This window comes from Bradyrhizobium sp. Ken01 (genome assembly GCF_055807355.1).
The window spans coordinates 1-17,620 of record NZ_JBVVPC010000077.1; the positions used below are offsets into that span (position 1 = coordinate 1).

Annotated in this window: 11 protein-coding genes and 1 pseudogene; 2 read left to right on the forward strand and 10 right to left on the reverse strand. The window is 59.1% G+C overall.

Translation table 11 applies throughout. The features are described 5' to 3' along the window. Positions 1–1,609: 1,609 nt before the first annotated feature. On the forward strand, positions 1,610–1,774 hold the full coding sequence (locus tag AC0L3S_RS37045; RefSeq protein WP_259219389.1) for a hypothetical protein: 165 nt from the start codon (positions 1,610–1,612) through the stop codon (positions 1,772–1,774). A 394-nt stretch (positions 1,775–2,168) separates the two neighbouring features. On the opposite strand, the gene purU is transcribed toward AC0L3S_RS37045, so the two are convergent. The 6 genes from purU to AC0L3S_RS37075 all read right to left on the reverse strand — a co-directional run bounded on the left by purU (position 2,169) and on the right by AC0L3S_RS37075 (position 10,819). Beyond that, positions 2,169–3,032 (reverse strand): formyltetrahydrofolate deformylase, encoded by an 864-nt coding sequence (purU, locus tag AC0L3S_RS37050; RefSeq protein WP_473284781.1) that lies wholly within the window; start codon positions 3,030–3,032, stop codon positions 2,169–2,171. 73 nt (positions 3,033–3,105) lie between these two features. Beyond that, positions 3,106–3,726 carry a sarcosine oxidase subunit gamma gene (locus tag AC0L3S_RS37055; protein ID WP_259219387.1) on the reverse strand — a complete coding sequence of 207 codons (621 nt, stop codon included), beginning with the start codon at positions 3,724–3,726 and terminating at the stop codon, positions 3,106–3,108. Then, positions 3,719–6,703 carry a sarcosine oxidase subunit alpha family protein gene (locus AC0L3S_RS37060; protein WP_259219386.1) on the reverse strand — a complete coding sequence of 995 codons (2,985 nt, stop codon included), beginning with the start codon at positions 6,701–6,703 and terminating at the stop codon, positions 3,719–3,721. Before AC0L3S_RS37060 ends, AC0L3S_RS37055 begins: the two co-directional genes overlap by 8 nt. Beyond that, positions 6,700–6,975 (reverse strand): sarcosine oxidase subunit delta, encoded by a 276-nt coding sequence (locus tag AC0L3S_RS37065; RefSeq protein WP_259219385.1) that lies wholly within the window; start codon positions 6,973–6,975, stop codon positions 6,700–6,702. The genes AC0L3S_RS37060 and AC0L3S_RS37065 overlap by 4 nt, the downstream gene beginning before the upstream one ends. Positions 6,976–6,995: 20 nt before the next feature. Then, on the reverse strand, positions 6,996–8,246 hold the full coding sequence (locus tag AC0L3S_RS37070; protein WP_259219384.1) for a sarcosine oxidase subunit beta family protein: 1,251 nt from the start codon (positions 8,244–8,246) through the stop codon (positions 6,996–6,998). Between the two features lie 1,313 nt (positions 8,247–9,559). Further along, entirely contained in the window at positions 9,560–10,819 is a 1,260-nt protein-coding gene (locus AC0L3S_RS37075; protein WP_259219452.1) for a Glu/Leu/Phe/Val family dehydrogenase, read from the reverse strand. 128 nt (positions 10,820–10,947) lie between these two features. On the opposite strand from AC0L3S_RS37075, the gene AC0L3S_RS37080 reads away from it, so the two are divergent. Next, positions 10,948–11,955, forward strand: coding sequence for a GlxA family transcriptional regulator (locus tag AC0L3S_RS37080; RefSeq protein ID WP_473284784.1), 1,008 nt, complete (start codon positions 10,948–10,950; stop codon positions 11,953–11,955). Here AC0L3S_RS37080 and folD read toward each other — a convergent pair. From folD to AC0L3S_RS37100, 4 genes and pseudogenes are all read right to left on the reverse strand, one after another. Further along, positions 11,942–12,916 carry a bifunctional methylenetetrahydrofolate dehydrogenase/methenyltetrahydrofolate cyclohydrolase FolD gene (gene folD, locus AC0L3S_RS37085; protein WP_259219382.1) on the reverse strand — a complete coding sequence of 325 codons (975 nt, stop codon included), beginning with the start codon at positions 12,914–12,916 and terminating at the stop codon, positions 11,942–11,944. The two genes, AC0L3S_RS37080 and folD, sit on opposite strands and share 14 nt — an antisense overlap. Positions 12,917–13,939: 1,023 nt before the next feature. Next, entirely contained in the window at positions 13,940–14,683 is a 744-nt protein-coding gene (gene istB, locus AC0L3S_RS37090) for an IS21-like element helper ATPase IstB (protein ID WP_259219381.1), read from the reverse strand. An 11-nt stretch (positions 14,684–14,694) separates the two neighbouring features. Then, positions 14,695–16,233: pseudogene (gene istA / locus AC0L3S_RS37095) on the reverse strand (IS21 family transposase). An 832-nt stretch (positions 16,234–17,065) separates the two neighbouring features. Then, the coding region (locus tag AC0L3S_RS37100) for an enoyl-CoA hydratase-related protein (protein WP_473284787.1) at positions 17,066–17,620 on the reverse strand (555 nt) is incomplete at its 5' end.

The following is a 17,620-nucleotide window of genomic DNA, read 5'->3' on the forward strand; positions in this document are numbered from 1 at the left end:
ACTTCCGCCGTATCCTCGCCTGGCTCAGAGAACTCTTGTGCCTCTTCATGATCCAGCTATGGCATACGCTTGCCTGTGCAGTCCCGCTCAATTCGGCTTCTTAACGGACGACTGCGTTAGGTTCCAGGTGCACGGGCTCGGCAAAGTGAAGAGACTAGCCGCGGCGGGCTACTCCTTGGGCGCGATCGGCCTTCAGCTTCGATGAAAAACGTCAAGCCAACGGAACGTTAGGGCGAGCCGCCGGGCGGCCTGCGGACGCAGCCGGGATGATGCGGCCCGCGCCAATTTCGTCATTTTGGATAGGAGTGTTCCATCCGAGCTAAGCAGCGGACAAGTTCGTGAATAACTGCGGAATCTCTGTGATTGAGAACTCAATAGCGTTGGCTTTGTACGAGCTTCTCCCGCACTCGATATCGGGGCCTCTGGATATTGCCCGCAATGCTCGCGCACAGACCAAGGCCTGCACATAAACCAAGCCTCTACGTCTCGATGGAACAGGCGCGAACAACGTTCTTGTCGCCATGGCTTCTGTCTCGGAGTTACGGGCTCTGTATACTTGGGATCCTTCTCTCTTTGCCGTGATTGGGATCTTTCCTGCCGGTAGCGCCATGTTGACCGATGGGCCCTGTCGGTCCTCTGCGTCCCCGATGCAGTCCATTTATCTCGTCCGGCCCACCTCGCATGCTGCCAATGCTGATCGACCAACGGGTCTCCTGCTGAAGTGCGAACTCGTAGCAGACCTATTCAGCCGCTTCCAAGGTTCGAATGATATCGTTACGCTCGAAACAGCCTGATTCTCGACGGAAGTGAGCAATGCATATGAGCAGTTTCATGGAAGCGGTCGTCTAGGAAGCGAACCGATACTCTGAGGCACTTCAGCATTCGGAAACGCGGCACGATTATCAAAACCGGAATGCGCCACTTTTCAGTTCATGCAGAGTCACTTGCATCGAGATCGCTATCCAGCACGCTTGATCTATCGCAGACGGCCAAAGGGAAATCCTGCGGTGGCGGCGAAACGGCGCCACGTATCAATGATCATCAATCGAGAGTGCCACCGAATCGGGAATTCCTGCAGCCGAGTCGCGTGTGCGCAACAATTGGTGGGCGGCCGTCGGCCCGTAGCGGCTGCGGCGGGCGCCCTTAATCCTGCAAGGGGCGTTCCATCCGATCCGAAGGCGATGTCCTGGCCGATGATGACATAGAAGGAGCGGCGTTGCTCGGCTTGAACCTGTAGGGCTCGTGTGCCGAATCCAACGAAGGAACGCACGCCATGAAGAGACTTAGCACGATTACGAGGCCTGCGACGTCGCCTGTGGATAAGGCCTTCGAGGAAGTAAGCAACGAGCTTCGATCCCTTTTTCTTGGCCGCCGGCGTGGAGGCGCTCGGCGCCATGCTGCCGCAGGACGCGGAGGAGGCCTGTGGGCCTCGCCCATGCGCGCCGAGAGGGGCGACGCGGTCACCGCCGGGGCCGCACCCAAAACAAGATCGTCTTCCACGCTGGCAAGGAGCGTCCGCGCGGTGCGCGGGCTTGACGGTAAAGAGCTGTGCTCGCCGCGCTAAACAGGTGAGGCAGGCGGACTGGCTGTGGCCTGAGCGATAAACCTGATGCTGATCAAGGTCTCGACGCGCAGGGTGCGTCGGGTGGTGCGGCTTCCGAAGGGTGATGTTCAGGTGCGACTGCGGGGGCCTGTCGAATCGGCGGCATCACGGCATGTCGTGGTGCTGTCGGCGGCGCGCATGAAGGAATGGACTACGCGAAGCACGGGTTGAGCCAGAAAGCAGACGGGGCGCGCAACGAAGCCAACGTTGCGGCGATCTCAAGATGTCGACGATGGATTCCAGTGGTTGGCTGCGGAAGAGCGGCTCGTCAATTTGCATTCGGGCCCGCCCTTCTAGCTGGGCATCCAGTTAGGCCGGTTAAGTCAAACCGGGGGTCCGGACGCTCTCGCACATTGCGCCGCGCTTCGAGGGCAGCGATGCAACGAAATAGACAACTTCGTTTGTTGCTCCAGTGCCCGCGGCGCCTAATCAAGCTTGGCGTCAAACGACGCCGCATCAAAAGGAACCCGGACAAAGCTGACCAGGGCGAAATGGGAGACGATCCACAAGCCCAAGAACAGTCCTTTACTGAGACATCATTACGACTAGCCCGGGCAAGGTTTGGTCAGTTAGTGAAGACAACTGTCCTCTTGCCATTGAGCACAATACGATCCTCGAGGTGATGGCGTACGGCGCGAGCGAGTACGCGCCGTTCGATATCACGTCCTTTACGGATTAGATCCTCCGGCATGTCCCGATGCGAGATTTGTTCGACGTCCTGCTCGATAATCGGCCCCTCGTCCAGATCAGAGGTTACATAGTGCGCAGTGGCACCAATCAACTTTACGCCTCGTTCATGAGCTTGGTGATACGGCTTTGCTCCCTTGAAGCCTGGCAGGAAAGAGTGATGAATATTAATGCATCGCCCCGATAGCTTGGCCGTGAGGTCGTCCGACAAAATTTGCATGTAGCGGGCAAGGACGACAAGATCAGTATGGGTCTCCTTCACCAGCTCCCAGATGCGGGCCTCTTGTTCCATCTTGGTCTGCTTGGTGATAGGGAAATGGTAGAATGGCAGCTCGGCCAAGCCGGTGCAGGCCAGATGCTCGTGGCTATGGTTGGAGACGATCGCCGTCACCTCCATTGGCAGTTCGCCGGTGCGCCAGCGATAAAGCAAATCTGCGAGACAATGATCGAATTTGGACACCAACAGCATCACGCGCTTCTTTGCGGAACTCTGCCGCAGCTTGAATGTCATTGCGAGGCGCTCCGCGAGCGCCTCGATCGCGCCCGCTATTTCGGTCTCTGGTTTGGCGTGATCGAGGCGATCGAAGACAACGCGCATAAAGAAACGCCTAGTTTCGGTATCGCCGAACTGCTGAGCATCCCGGATGTTACAACCAGCTTCGAAGAGAAGAACCGAGATTGCCGAGACGATGCCGGGGCCGTCAGAGCCGGATACGGTAAGGATCATGGAGTTATCGGACATAATGGCAAGCGCCGGCCGGCGGTCCTGCATAGACTGGATTGAAGAGAGCGAAGGTGGCGGAACACACACCATGTCAATTTCTGCAGGTGGAAATTCGACAACCAAACTCTGCAACGGAAGCCACGAACCAAGACCAAAAGCTGCCCGCCATACTTCGCGGCACAAGAATTTCGAAAACGGGCCCGTCCGATCCGTCTTCGGTCCGCCACAGCTGTACATTAACATGCGCGAAGCTCGTCAGAACGGTCGCGCCAACTGGAAACACTTTCGAGTGAAGATCGACCATCGAGCCCTTGGCGAGAACCTCGCGGACGCGCTTCCCCGAGACAGTCATTGCCGCGCGAGCATGGCTTTGGTCACTGACGGCAGCCTCGGCTGAAAGGAGCCCGAGCAAATCAGAAAAGCCCGCCCTCTGTCGGGCAATAAGGAGCCACTGATCCGGGCCCGACCATACCAAACCATGCGTGGGCGTTAGCGCGGCAGACGATGTTTGGGGTAGATCAAGACCGATCAGCTGCTTGGTGAGGCGCTGCAAACCGCTGGAGTCAGGCCTCGTGATTAAGGTCGCGAGCTGCAGGTCGTTCGAGATCAGCAGAGTAACACCCGCTTCGCCGTCGGCGCCGATCTGTTCGGCGTTGATGATGCCGGCCCAACAGTCTCGGGAACGCCACATAGAAGTCACTTGTTCAGGCATGCAGGCGGGTACCTTCAGCATCGAGAAAAACGGGTGAGCAAACCTCAACCTGGATTTCGCTATTGCGAACCGGATCGACTGCGCGAATGCGCTCGCCAATGCGAACTGATCCGTTCTTGAGAAAGCCCAAGCCAATCCAGTGGTTCAGATTCGGTGAATAAGCGACAGAGCTCATGTAGCCCTCGTCATTGTCCGTATTAGCGCTGCGCCCCATGGCGATGAAATGCGCGCCGGCGCGTAGCCGCTCGTTGGAATTGACCGGCCGAAATCCGACCAGGGTTGGACGGTCGCCTTGCTGGAGGGCCTCTCGCCTTGCCATTAGTCGTCCAATGAAATCTTTTTTGGACGACATCATTTTACCAAGGCCGAGATCGCGCGACGTCGTTTGACCGTTGAGCTCGTTGCCCGCCGCGTGCCCCTTCTCGACACGCATGACCCCGAGTGCTTCTGTTCCGTAAGGGGTGATCCCGTACGGCTCGCCTGCGGCCATCAGAGCTCGCATCATCGCATCGCCATAGCCGGCCGGGACCGCAAGCTCATAGGCCAGCTCGCCTGAAAACGAAATTCGGAACAGCCGAGCCGAGATGCCTTCGCTCACCGTGACCTCGCGCGCGGCGAGATATGGAAAGCTCTCGTTCGAAACATCGTGCGCAGTATCAACTATGCTGCGCAGAACTTCGCGCGATCTCGGGCCGGCGATTGCGGCCTGCGCCCACTGTTCAGTGATCGACACCATCCGCACGTCGAGCTCCGGCCACAGCACTTGATGACAGAATTCGAGATGCTGCATCACCTTTCCGGCATTCGCGGTCGTGGTAGTCATCACGAAATGATCTTGGGACAATCGCGAGGTGGTACCGTCGTCCATGGCGAAGCCGTCTTCGCGTAGCATCAGTCCATACCGGGCCTTGCCCACCGGCAACGTCTTCCAGCCATTGATATAGACGCGCTCCAAAAATTCGGCCGCATCCGTACCCTGAATATCGATCTTGCCGAGCGTTGAGACATCACAGATGCCTACCCGCCTGCGGACAGCAAGCACCTCCCGGTTGACAGTGGTCAGCCAATCCTGCTCGCCCGGTGTCGGATAGTATTGCGCCCGAAGCCATTGCCCCGTTGCGACAAAGACCGCGCCTTGCTCTCGCGACCACTCATGTGTCGGGGCCAGACGCACGGGGCGGAAATCTTTTCCGCGGTGGTGGCCGGCCAGGGCGCCGATCGCGACCGGCGAATAGGGTGGACGGAAAACAGTCGTGCCGATATCGGAAATCGTTCTGCCCGTCTGCTCGGCCATGATGGCCAGACCGGAGAGATTGGAGGTCTTGCCCTGATCCGTGGCCATCCCCAGGGTCGTGTAGCGCTTAAGGTGCTCAACCGAGCGGAAACCTTCGCGAGCCGACACCTCAACATCCTTGTCGGTGACATCATTTTGGAAGTCGACAAAAGCTTTGCCTCTGCCGCCTGTCACACGCCAGATCGGCTTCAGACCACTCGTCTCAGGGTCGGTAGCGGGAATAGCTTCCATCAGTGACGGGGCAAAGCCGAGCTCGACCGTGGCGTCTCGCCCAAACCGTACGCCATCTTCGAGCGCCTCAGCCAAAGTGAAGCGGCCGGCGGCGCTGCCCGCGACAAGTAGACCGGGCGGCGGTGTACCGGGCACAAAGGCCTGCTTCTCCTCGTTCCAAACTGGCCTGCCGTTCTGGTGAGACGTGAGGTGAAGCGTCGGATTCCAACCATTGGAAACCGCGAGCAGATCACATCCCAGGATCGTGCGCTTTCCGGAGCTATCACGTATTACGACTCTGCGTAGGTGACGCCCACCTTGGGTGGCCTCGATGGTACCGCCGGTAAAGACCAGCGCGCCGGCACGCTCCGCGAGCGTTTTGAATACAGGGTCGATTTCACTGCGGGAATCAACGACGGCTGACAGGCGCGCCCCGGCTGACACCAGGTCGCGCGCTGTGGCCCAGCCACTGTCGCCCGCCGTGAAAACGACAGCTTCCGAGCCTGGCAGGACCCCAAAGCGGTTGACGTATGCGCGTACCGCGCTGGCAAGCATAACTCCCGGCCGGTCGTTGCCAGGGAAGACGATCGGCCGCTCGAGCGCTCCTGAGGCAAGGATCGCGCGCTTTGCATAAATCCGCCACCCGCGCTGACGCGGCTGATGAGCTGGCGGGATAGCGATGTGGTCGTTCACCCGTTCAACCGCGCCGAATATGCCGTGGTCGTAGAGCCCAAAGATGGTAGTCCGAGGCATGATGCGCACTTCGGAAAGCGAGCTGAGCTCAGCCAATGTAGCGGACAGCCATTCGTCGGCGGGACGGCCGTCTATCTCGCGCTTATCAGCGAGCAAACGGCCACCAAATCGAAAATCCTCATCACACAAGATAACGCGCGCGCCACTGCGGCCCGCGGTGAGTGCCGCTGTGAGGCCGGCCGGCCCACCACCGATGACCAAAACATCGCAGAACGCGAAGGCCTTTTCGTAATGGTCGGGGTCGGCGACTTCGGCGGCACGCCCAAGTCCCGCGGCGCTGCGGATCAGGGGTTCGTACAGCTTCTCCCAAAAGGAAGCCGGCCACATGAAAGTCTTGTAGTAGAAGCCCGCGACCAAAGCGGGTGCAGCGAGACCATTCAGTGATAAGAAATCGAAACCGAGGGATGGCCAGCGGTTTTGACTTCTTGCCTCAAGCGCGTCAAACAGCTCAATGATCGTCGCTCGTGTGTTCGGCTCACGCCGAGCACCGGAGCGCAATTCAACTAACGCGTTGGGCTCCTCGGAGCCAGCTGATAGAACACCGCGCGGACGATGATACTTAAAGGACCGGGCGAGGAGCCGGACGCCATTTGCAAGGAGGGCAGAGGCGAGCGTATCGCCTGGATGCCCAATATAGCTCTTTCCATCAAAGCGGAACTCTAACGTCTGACTGCGATTAATCAGTCCTGCGTTTGGCAGACGGAACGGCTGTGTGCTCATGCCGCCGCTCCCACTTTTGCGTTCTTGGCCGGGACCACGGACTCGATCTTGTGGCTCAAGGTATGACGGCGCACAACTAGCCAAGCGTGACATCCAGCGCCGTGATACCAAAGCTCGTCGTGAGGACCGCGCGAATTGTCACGCATGTAAACGTATTCGAACATTGCATCTTCCGTGGTGGCGAGCCCATCAGGACGGCGCGGTCGGGCATCGCCGAGGTAGATAAATTCCTGGACGTCACGCGCTCCGCAATGGGGACATGGAATGCGCATCGGGTCTGCTCCAGGGAATGTCAGTGAAGGTTTGGCTGGGCGCCAACGCCCTTTTCGTCGATGAGCCGGCCGGTCGCGAAGCGATCGAGCCTATAGGCGGCGGCCACTGCATGCGGCTCATCCTTAGCTATGAGATGGGCGAAGCAGAGCCCCGACGCCGGTGTCGCCTTAAAGCCGCCGTAGCACCAACCGGCATTGAGATAGAGCCCAGGGACCGGAGCGTGATCGATGATCGGCGAGCCGTCCATCGACATATCCATTATGCCTCCCCAATGACGCAGCAGCCGCACTCGACCAAGCCCGGGCCAAAGGCCCATCGCCGCCTCCATTACATCCTCAACCACTGGGAGATTACCCCGTTGGGCGTAAGAGTTGTATCCATCGATATCGCCTCCGAAGACGAGGCCGCCTTTGTCGGACTGACTGATGTAAAGATGACCCGCGCCGAAGGTGACCACAGAGTCGATCAGGGGCTTTAGTCCCTCGGAAACGAAGGCCTGCAGGACATGGCTTTCAATCGGCAGCCGCATCCCCGCCATAGCGGCGAGTCGAGATGAGTTGCCCGCGACCGCGAGAGCGATCTTCTTTGCCTTGATCGGGCCACGCGTGGTGTCGACCCCGATTACGCGACCGTCGACGACATCGATAGCCGTCACCTCGCAATTCTGCACGATGTCAACGCCAAGTGCGTCAGCGGCACGAGCGTAGCCCCAAGCAACCGCGTCATGGCGGGCCGTGCCCCCGCGCCTTTGCAGCAACCCGCCCTCGATGGGAAAGCGGCTTGTCTCGTAGTCGAGGAAGGGCAGCATGGTACGAACCTGCTCGCGATCAATCAGCTCTGCGTCGACGCCGGCGAGGCGCATCGCGTTGGCTCGGCGCGCAAAGGCGTCGCGCTGAACGTCCGAATGAAAGAGGTTGAGCACCCCGCGCTGACTGATCATCGCGTTGTAGTTCAGGTCCTGCTCCAAACCTTCCCATAGCTTCATCGAGAGCTCGTAGAAGGGGGTATTTCCTGGCAGGAGATAGTTGGACCGGATGATCGTCGTATTTCGGCCGATATTGCCGGACCCTATATACCCCTTCTCAATTACCGCAACGTTTCGAACGCCGTACTGCCCGGCAAGATAGTAAGCCGTAGCGAGACCATGACCGCCGCCCCCGATGATCAGAACGTCGTATTCGGACTGGGGCACAGCATCGCGCCAAGCTGGCTGCCAGCCACGATGGGCTATCAACGCTTGTGTAAGGAGAGAGAAGATGGAATAGCGCATCGATTTTTGTGGCTATGTAGAAGCCGCCCCTAAGAACTTCATTGATCTGGCCGCAAATTGAACAGCGCAGCTTCGGTCGGCATGATTGTTAGCGACATTCAATTGATCGAAAACGACAAGACCGCTTACATTGTGCACCCTCGTATTGGCAGTCGAGTTGAAGATGGGGCTGCATTGATCAGAAAGCACTTGGGCTCAGCCGGGTCGCGTACCGACAGATGAGTGTTGAACGTATCGGTCCAGCCATATAGGTCGCAGATTCGGAAAGCGCAGCCAACTCTCGATGGATCCGCCATTCGGGCTTTCTGATTTTTCGCGTTCTGGTGAACCGCGGGATCCATCGGGTCAGCCGCCCTAACTTCTGAAAGAGATTTCATCTGTCTTCTCCTGGGCGAGAACAGGGTTATTGAGTTTACGCCAGTCTAGAGGCTGAACCTCTCAAATCTTGACCCAGGTACGCAGGAGATCTGCGTCGCGTCTGCGAATGCGGAGTTTTCAGGACAGTGTGGCCCACAGACAGAATTGCGTAGGATATCCGGATCATCGGCCTGCCTTCCGCGCTCAGGTTTGGATCATGGCAGGCGCAGAGCTCAGTCGAACAATGAATAACCTTTTGCACGGAGCACCAGAAAGCATCCTACGAAGTTTGCCGAGGTATCTACCGTCCCGTAGGTGGGGACGTTGATCACGATCTGATCCCGACGAGAAAAACACTCGATCCTGCACTTGACCCGACGCGAGCGCCTGCTGCTACGCTTTCCCACAACGTGCTGGTTGCGGTTCTTTGCGGACCACCCACACTTGGGAAAACCGCGAGCGGAACGAATGCAGCGATTGCGCGATTCGACTCAGGACGCAGGAGGTCTGCGTCATGCAGTCGCTACCCAGGTAGCGGAACAGTCCAACGGGCTAGTAGCTGATCATCGCCACTGACAAACCCTTTCGGCTGCATGAGCTTGAAGTTGAAGCCGCGAAGGCGAGTTCATCGATTGCCACACCTGCCACAAGAGCCAGGAGACAGCGGCCAGAAGGGCGACCACTGCCGCGCCATTAAGCAGCAGCACCACCGCTGGATTTGTCAGCCAAACCGGCGGATAGTTCCATTTCCCCCTCAATCGCTGAGGTTCTCGACGTAAGGGGGCGCCGTTGGGTGGTCGCGTTCTGGTTGACTGTTCGGGCACTGCGTCAGTCAACGAACTCGTCGACCATAATTCGATAAACGAGCCCGCTTACTCGCTCCGTTAAGCTCGTCGGCAGACAAGCCACCGCGACAAATTTGCTGGCGCGAAATGAGTTGAGCAGCAATGATGATACTATGGGAATAGCCCGCGCGTTTCCTTTGCACCACGTACGCGTTCCACACCGATCGCCATGGCTGACGTCCGGTTGAACACGTTATCCCGTTTGGCGCGCGCTAATACCTGATCGAAGGCCCGATCCAAGACTTGATACTCGCGCCGCATTACCTCTTCTTCCTCCCAGAACAACCGCTGGAGATCTTGTACCCACTCGAAGTAGCTGACCACTACTCCGCCCGAGTTGCATAAAACGTCGGGAATTAGGAAGATCTCCTTCTGACGTCTTTCTAAAATCCTATCTGCATCCGGCGTAGCCGGACCGTTGGCACCTTCGGCAAGAATACGACAGCGAAGGTCACCCGCGATTTTGGCGTTGATCGTCTGCTCTACCGCAGCCGGAACGAGTACATCACACTCAAGCGTCAGCATTTCCTGACGGTCCAAGGCGAGCTCATCGGAGTAGCCTTCCAAGCTACCTTGCGAAGCCGCATGTCTGACCAATTGCGGGATGTCCAGGCCTGCAGGCCGATAGAGCGCGCCGGTGTGGTCGCTTACTGCGATGACCTTAACTCCCCTGTTGTGCAGTTCGAGCGCCGCGATCGAACCGACATTGCCGAATCCTTGAACGACTGCCGTTGCACCGCTGAGGCGGATCTTTAGTTCATCCGCGGCTCGACGGACCAAATGCGTCACTCCCCTACCCGTCGCTTCGCGCCTTCCCAACGTTCCCCCCGCACTGACGGGTTTACCAGTAACGATCTCGGCAACTGTTTGTCCCTGGTACATGGAATATGTGTCCATAAACCAGGCCATGATCTGCTCATTGGTCCCCATGTCAGGCGCCATCACGTCTGGATGCGGCCCACCGAATGGGATCATTTCCTGCATGTATCGACGAGATAGCGCTTCAAGTTCGCGCCTGGACAAGCTCGAGGGCTCGACACTGATGCCACTCTTAGCGCCACCATACGGCAAACCGACCAGCGCGCATTTCCAGCTCATCCAGATTGCAAGTGCCGCAACTTCGCTAAGATCCACGCTCGTGGCAAACCGTGTGCCGCCTTTCGTCGGCCCGAGTGTAAGGTGATGCTGCACTCGATAGCCCTCGAAAACGGCCGTGGTGCCGTCGTCACGATGAATAGGACAGGACACAATGACCGCTCGCTTCGGCATCAACAGCCGCGCCCTAGCATCTTCCGGTATAGATAGGTAATTTGCGATTACCTCAAATTGTTTTACGGCCATGTCAAAGACCGGCCCGCCGTACGCGGTCACGTTAGCTCCTTGGCCATAGTTGGCTGGCAGATCAGACTTGCCTGAACTTAACCCGACCTCGTTTGGAACGGAGAGCAGATACAAGTCCCGCTTGTATGATCCACATTGAAGGGCGTAGTTTTTCGGGCATGATCAACAACGACCTTCGAATGTCTGAAAACGATAGTCCTGGCCCACGGCCAGCTCATGTCGGCTTCCTGCTCGTTCCAGACTTCGCAATGCTTCCATACGTCTCCGTGATTGAGCCTCTACGTGCGGCAAATCGTCTGTCGGGTAGCACCCTGTACCGCTGGAGTCATGTTTCAATCGATAGAGAGCAGGCTGCGGCTTCCAATGGGGTGCGTATTCAAACCGACTTTCGTGTCGGGACGGATGCGGATTTCGATTACGTTTTTGTCTGCGCCGGAGGCAATCCGACGCTCTTCAAACATGCCGCGACATTTGCCTGGTTGAGAACACTCGCTCGACGCGGCGTCAAGATTGGTGGCGTCTCAGGCGGACCTTACATTCTCGCGCGCGCGAATTTGCTTGCTGGCTACCGGTTTACGATTCATTGGGAACATGCTCCCGCCTTCGCTGAGGAATATCCCGACCTGGACCTGCGTCGCTCTCTATACGAAATCGATCGAGATCGACTGACATCTGGTGGCGGCACCGCGCCGTTAGATATGATGCATGCTATTATTGCTCGAGAACAAGGTACCGAGTTGGCGATGGCTGTTAGCGAGTGGTTCCTGCAGACCCACGTTCGTGAAGGAACCGGTCCCCAACGGATGCCGCTGCGTGAACGTCTCGGCATCGCGCATGCGCCACTGCTCAGAGTGATCGGTCGGATGGAGCAAACTGTAGAAAATCCAGTTTCGCGAAACGAGCTTGCGCGTGTTGCCAACGTCTCCCTCCGCCACCTGGAGCGACTTTTCCGTCAGCATCTGGGCAGTTCACTCGGCGAGCACTATCTGGCACTACGCTTGGAACGCGCACGGGATCTCGTGCGGCAAAGTAGCTTATCGGTGCTTGAGATCGCTCTGGCTTGCGGGTTCACGAGCGCCAGCCATTTTTCCCGCAGCTATCGCGCTCGCTTCGGTCGAGCACCGCGGGCGGAGCGATTGCGCGAAACGACCGCTAAACGATGCTGAGGCCTTGATTCCCATCGATTGTGCACTGCACATCGACCCGCGAAGCTTTCGAGGAAAGCCGCGCTTGGCAGTCCCCTGAAGTCCTAAAGAAAGATAAACCGCGGCGCAAAATAGCTGCCTCAATTGTGTTCGCGAGCAAGTAGGCCACCGTCATGGGCCCGACACCGCCGGGCACGGGGGTTATGTAGCTCGCGCGCTCAATCGCTTCCGCGAAAGCTACATCTCCAATAAGCTTCCCAGTGCCCATTGAATCGACAGCACGATTAATGCCAACATCGATTACAATCGCGCCGCTCTTAAGCCAATCGCCACGGACGAGTTCTGGGGAGCCTGCGGCAGCGACGACAATGTCAGAATTTCGGCAGAGGTCCGGTACATTTCGTGTTTGGATCTGTACACCAGTCACAGTACATCCGGCATCGCCCAGCAGAACTGCCAGAGGCTTTCCTACGATGTTTGAACGACCGATCACAAGGACATTGAGCCCCCTCAAATCGCTCACAACCGTCTTGATAAGATGAACAACACCGAGCGGAGTGCAAGGAATGAGAGCAGGTTGCCCGACCGACAATCGTCCGACATTGTAAGAATGGAAGCCGTCTACATCCTTGGCTGGATCGATGGCCTCCAGCACGTGCCATCGGTCAATGTGCCCTGGCAGCGGAAGTTGGATGAGAATGCCATCAACGGAATCGTCGGCGTTTAGCTCTTCGATTAGCCCGATGAGTTCGGCTTCGCTAGCGGAGCATGGAAGCTGATATTGACGAGAACTGATTCCCACGGATCGCGCTTGTTTGCCCTTTGTGCTCACGTAAATGGAACTGACTGGATCGCTGCCGACTAGTACCACTGCCAATCCTAAGGTTAGATTGAACTCGGCTTGCAGCAACGCCACTTCCTTCGCCAAGTTTGTTCGAAGGGTCTTGGCGATGGATTTTCCATCGATTAGCTTAGAAACCATTGTTCTTTCTCAGGAGGCATTAGTATATCTAGCCCGAGAGTAGTTGCGGGCGGGTAGACTGACTATATCGTGCCGTTAGTCGCAAGCCAGTTCGCCTTGGGCGGCGACGGCAAACCATCTCTCGGCAATACCGGACGCGGTCGGCTTAGATACTGCGCTCTTTGGTAGCGTATAGCATCCGAGTCGACACGTTCGACATATCCAGAAGTGCAAATTGGGAAAGCGTTCGGAAAATCAGCGCTCGATGCCAATCATTCCACATTATCTGCTGGGAAAGCATCACGCCGAGTAGATCGCGACACATCTCGCCCGCGAAGGCGAACGGAATTAGTCTATCAGTATGTGTTGCCATTGCACCGTCCCCGACTCTGAGCCTGAGCTCGCGATTGAACTGAAGCGAATGAACGTTGTAGACGCGTCTCAGACCGCTACAAACGCGACAAACTTTGGAGTACGAGAAGGAAACTGCTCAATAGCCCCTTGAGCCGGAGATCGACGAGCGATCCAAGCCGTGCTTGCGTGTCACTTGGGTTCATGTCGAACTACTAGTTGAAGCGCAAACTCCCCTTTGACGATATGCGTCCTTGAAATGCCTGATTGCGACATCATCTTTGATGCGCAGCTATCTACTTGTGAAGTGACTTTCCCCACTTGCCGGGGAGCGCGAGGCAAGTCATGTCATCGACACCCATGACCTTGGGAGCATCAGCCGGAGGACGGATGGGTGCCGGACCACGCTCAGCAGCGTGTCTCTGGTCGACTGCGAATTCCGATGATCTCGCCCGGGTGTACCGATTTGATCTCGCCCAGGATTCCGAGATGATCTCGCCCACCATTCCGATTTGATGTCGCCCGGGGCGCGAGGCGTTCTGGCTTTTAGGTTTCTGGCATCGGTGAAGCGGCGGGGTCAACCTTGAATCGCGGCTTGAGGCCCTTCTTCGTCTGCTGTTGCTCTGCTGTGGGCATGTGGGCAACGCTCTTTGCGTTGTCCAAGCGCAGCGGCATGTCCACAGCGCCACTGACTCAGGCCTTTTGGGCGGGTTTGCGGGTTCGCCGCATGCTCTCGCCGTTCAGGTCAATCCGGTGGGCGTTATGGACCAGGCGGTCGAGGACGGCGTCGGCGTAGGTGGGGTCGCCGATCAGCGCGTGCCATTGATCGACGGGAAGCTGGCTGGTGACGATGGTGGAGCGGCGGCCATAGCGTTCCTCGAGGATCTCCAGCAGGTCGTGGCGGGCCGCGGCGTCGAGCGGCTCGAGGCCCCAGTCGTCGAGGACGAGCAGATCGACGCGGCCGAGCGCACGCAGGAGCCGGGGGTGGCGACCATCGCCGCGCGCCAGAGCGAGATCGGTGAACAGCCGTGGGACACGCTGATAGAGCACGGAGCGATTGTCGCGGCAGGCCTTGTTGCCGAGCGCCGAGGCGAGCCAGCTCTTGCCGACGCCGGACGGGCCGCAGATCAGCAGGTTGGCGTGGTCGGCGATCCAGCCGCCTTCGACGAGCATTGCCAGAAGGCTGCGGTCGAGGCCACGCGGGGTGCGATAGTCGATGTCCTCGACGCAGGCCTGCTGGCGCAGCTTGGCGTATTGCAGCCGCTTCGACAGCCGCTTGTCGCGTCGCAGCGACGCTTCGCGTTCGAGCAAGAGCGCAAGCCATTCGGCGTGGCCGAGACTCGCGGCATCGCCGCCGGCTTCGATGTCGACGAAGGCCTTGGCCATGCCGTGAAGCCCGAGCGCGTTGAGTTGATCGAGGGTCGGATGCGTGAGCAAGACGTGATCTCCTAATTGTAATAGCGCGGCCCGCGGATGTTGGGATGGAGGATCGGCGCGTCGTCCGCGGGACGCTTGGGTGAAGGACGCCGATCGAGATTGTTGGCGAGGATCGATTTGACCGAGCCGTAGGTGCGCGCGCCGATGTCGATCGCCCGCATGGCGGCGGCGTCGAGCCGCTCGTGCCCGTAGGATCGGGCGAGCCGGATGATGCCGAGGCAGGCGCGGAAGCCCTGTTCCGGATGCAAGCGCTCGTCGAGGATCAGGTTGCACAGCGCCGCGGTGGCTGGCCCGATCGTGGCGGCATCCTTGCGGATACGCTCGATGGTCCAGCCGGCGTAGCGCCGATGACTGGACGCCATGTGCTCCGGCACCGTGGTGTGTTTGTGATTGCCGCTCATGCGCTGATGCGCGGCGATCCGCTCACCCTTGTGGAAAATCTCGACGGTGCGGGCGGTGAAGCGCACCTCGACCTCGGCGCGGACGAAGCGATGCGGGACGCTGTAGTAATGCGCCTCGACCTCGACGTGATAGTCGATGCTGACCCGGCAGACCCGCCACTCGGCGAACACGTAAGGGTTCTCCGGCAAGGTCTTGAGCGCCGGCCGGTCGATCTCCTCCAACAGCTTGCGGCGGGTCACGCCGAGGCGCCGGATCGGCCGCTCCTCGTTGAGCCGGGTCATTAACTCGGCGATCGCCGCATTGACCTCGGCGAGGCTGTGGAAGATCCGGTGGCGCAGCCGCCCGAGCAGCCAGCGCTCAACCATGAGGACTGCCTGCTCGACCTTGGCCTTGTCCCGCGGCCGTCGTGGCCTGGCCGGCAGAATGCCAGTGCCGTAATGCGCCGCCATATCGGCGTAGCTGCGGTTGATCTGCGGATCGTAGCGGCAGGCCTTGATCACTGCGACCTTGGTGTTGTCCGGCACCAGCAGCGCCGGCACGCCGCCGATCGCCTCGAAGGCACCGACGTGGCCGCTGATCCAGTCGGCGAGCCCCTGCGTCCAGGTCGCCTGCGCGTAGGTGAAGCTGGATGCGCCGAGCACCGCGACGAAGATCTGAGCGGCCCGCCGCTCGCCGGTGAGCCGGTCGATCACCACCGGCACGCCGTCGCCCGCATAGTCGACGAACAGCTTGTCGCCGGCCGCATGCGACTGGCGCATCGTCACCGACAGGCGGCCTTCCCAGGCGCGGTAGAGTTCGCAGAACCGCGAATAGCGATACCCGTCGGGCTCGCTCGCGATGTACTCCTCCCACAGGATCAACAGCGTCACGTGCTTGCGCTTGAGCTCGCGATGCACCGCCGCCCAGTCCGGCTCCGCCTGCCGGCGATGGCCCCGCCGCGTGCCGGAACCGGCACCGGCGCTGGCGAACAGCCGGGCCTCCAGCACAGCGTCGGTGACGTCATCGGGCAACGGCTAGGTCAGCCCCGATGCCTCGAACCGGCGGATCGTCAACCGCACCGTCGAAGGGGCCGTTCCCACCCGCCGCGCAATCTCGCGGGTCGGCATCCCGGCCGACTTCAATCTGATCACATCGCGCACATGGCGCATCGCAAACCTCTCCGTCGGCATCCAGGTCCCCCTTCGCAAAGCCGAAAGGCAGGACCGTATCGGAGCCAGAAGAGGCCTCGTCACCCCCGGGCGACATCATCCCGGAAGGGTGGGCGAGATCATCTCGGAATGCTGGGCGACATCAAATCGGAACGGTGGGCGAGATCATTCCGGAATGGTGGGCGACATCGAGCGGAATCAGCAGTCGACCGCCAAGCAATAGCCCCGCGCATTTACGATGGCATTTTCTCGCCGGCCTGGCATCATCGGTCGTCTGGAAGTCCCCCGGCTCATGACTCTGCTATCGGATCGGGAGCCCGCGACTGCACGAGCTCGGCTTGCTGCCGATCCCGTGACCTCGACAGCGACCGCAATCTGACGAGCGGCAGCAAAGTCATTGTGAGGGTGAACCGCGGTTCCTTGATGTGGTCTACAAATCGATGCGCACGGTTATCGGTGCGGTAACGACCAATCCCGACCTGCTTTGAGCCTGAGAGCTTCTGTATGACGGCCATCTGCCGCAGGAGAACAGTTTGGCCGTCCAATCTCCCTCGAGCAAAGCCTTACTCAGCAGCAGATCGAACATCAAGCTGGACACGAAATGACGTTGGCAGCACATGATCGGAAACGAGCGAACGATGAGCTTCCGGACTCGATAACGTTCCCTAGATGCGCATTTGGTATGACCTGAAATCAGCGGGCGCTCGACTGGCGGAGCCGAGTTGAAGTTTGGCGACCCCCGAGGAGGCCCACGGCCGATCCAATAGACTTATTTGTCATTGTTCCTCGAGCAAGCTCAAGGAAGTCCCCTTCGCCCGGCAAGTCCATAACTCTATCTCCCCTTCCAAACCGGATCTCGCTTTTCTGCGAAGGCCCGTGGCCCCTCGATTCTATCGTCAGAGCTATAGAGCACATCGACGGTGGCAAACTGCCGGCGTGCCACTCGGTTCATGGCGTCCTGAAAGGAAAGTGTCTCTGCAGCGCGCACCGTCTCCTTGATGGCTGCAAACACTAGCGGAGGACCGCCGGCGAGCAATTTTGCAATTTCCCACACACGCGGCTCGAGCTTTTCGTGCGGTAGCACCTCATTGACGACGCCCCAGCGATGCGCCTCGATGGCATCCATCCAACGCCCGGTAAACAACAGATCCATTGCGACGTGATAAGGCATGCGCTTCGGCAGCTTGATTGACGCCGCGTCAGCCAGCACGCCGGCGCGGATTTCCGGCAGAGCGAATGAGGAACGGTCTGAGGCGTAGATCAAATCACAGGAAAGTGCCAATTCGAAGCCGCCGCCAACCGCCATGCCGTTAACGCAGGCGATCACGGGCTTATTGAGGTCGCGTAGTTCTTGTATGCCGCCGAAACCACCGACACCATAGTCGCT

Excerpts from the sequence above, each read along its gene's own strand:
- AC0L3S_RS37055 (WP_259219387.1), bottom strand. The coding sequence starts at position 3,726 with ATGCCTGAACAAGTGACTTCTATGTGGCGTTCCCGAGACTGTTGGGCC.
- AC0L3S_RS37045 (WP_259219389.1), top strand. The coding sequence starts at position 1,610 with ATGCTGATCAAGGTCTCGACGCGCAGGGTGCGTCGGGTGGTGCGGCTT.
- purU (WP_473284781.1), bottom strand. The coding sequence starts at position 3,032 with ATGTCCGATAACTCCATGATCCTTACCGTATCCGGCTCTGACGGCCCC.
- AC0L3S_RS37065 (WP_259219385.1), bottom strand. The coding sequence starts at position 6,975 with ATGCGCATTCCATGTCCCCATTGCGGAGCGCGTGACGTCCAGGAATTT.
- AC0L3S_RS37080 (WP_473284784.1), top strand. The coding sequence starts at position 10,948 with ATGATCAACAACGACCTTCGAATGTCTGAAAACGATAGTCCTGGCCCA.
- AC0L3S_RS37060 (WP_259219386.1), bottom strand. The coding sequence starts at position 6,703 with ATGAGCACACAGCCGTTCCGTCTGCCAAACGCAGGACTGATTAATCGC.
- AC0L3S_RS37070 (WP_259219384.1), bottom strand. The coding sequence starts at position 8,246 with ATGCGCTATTCCATCTTCTCTCTCCTTACACAAGCGTTGATAGCCCAT.
- folD (WP_259219382.1), bottom strand. The coding sequence starts at position 12,916 with ATGGTTTCTAAGCTAATCGATGGAAAATCCATCGCCAAGACCCTTCGA.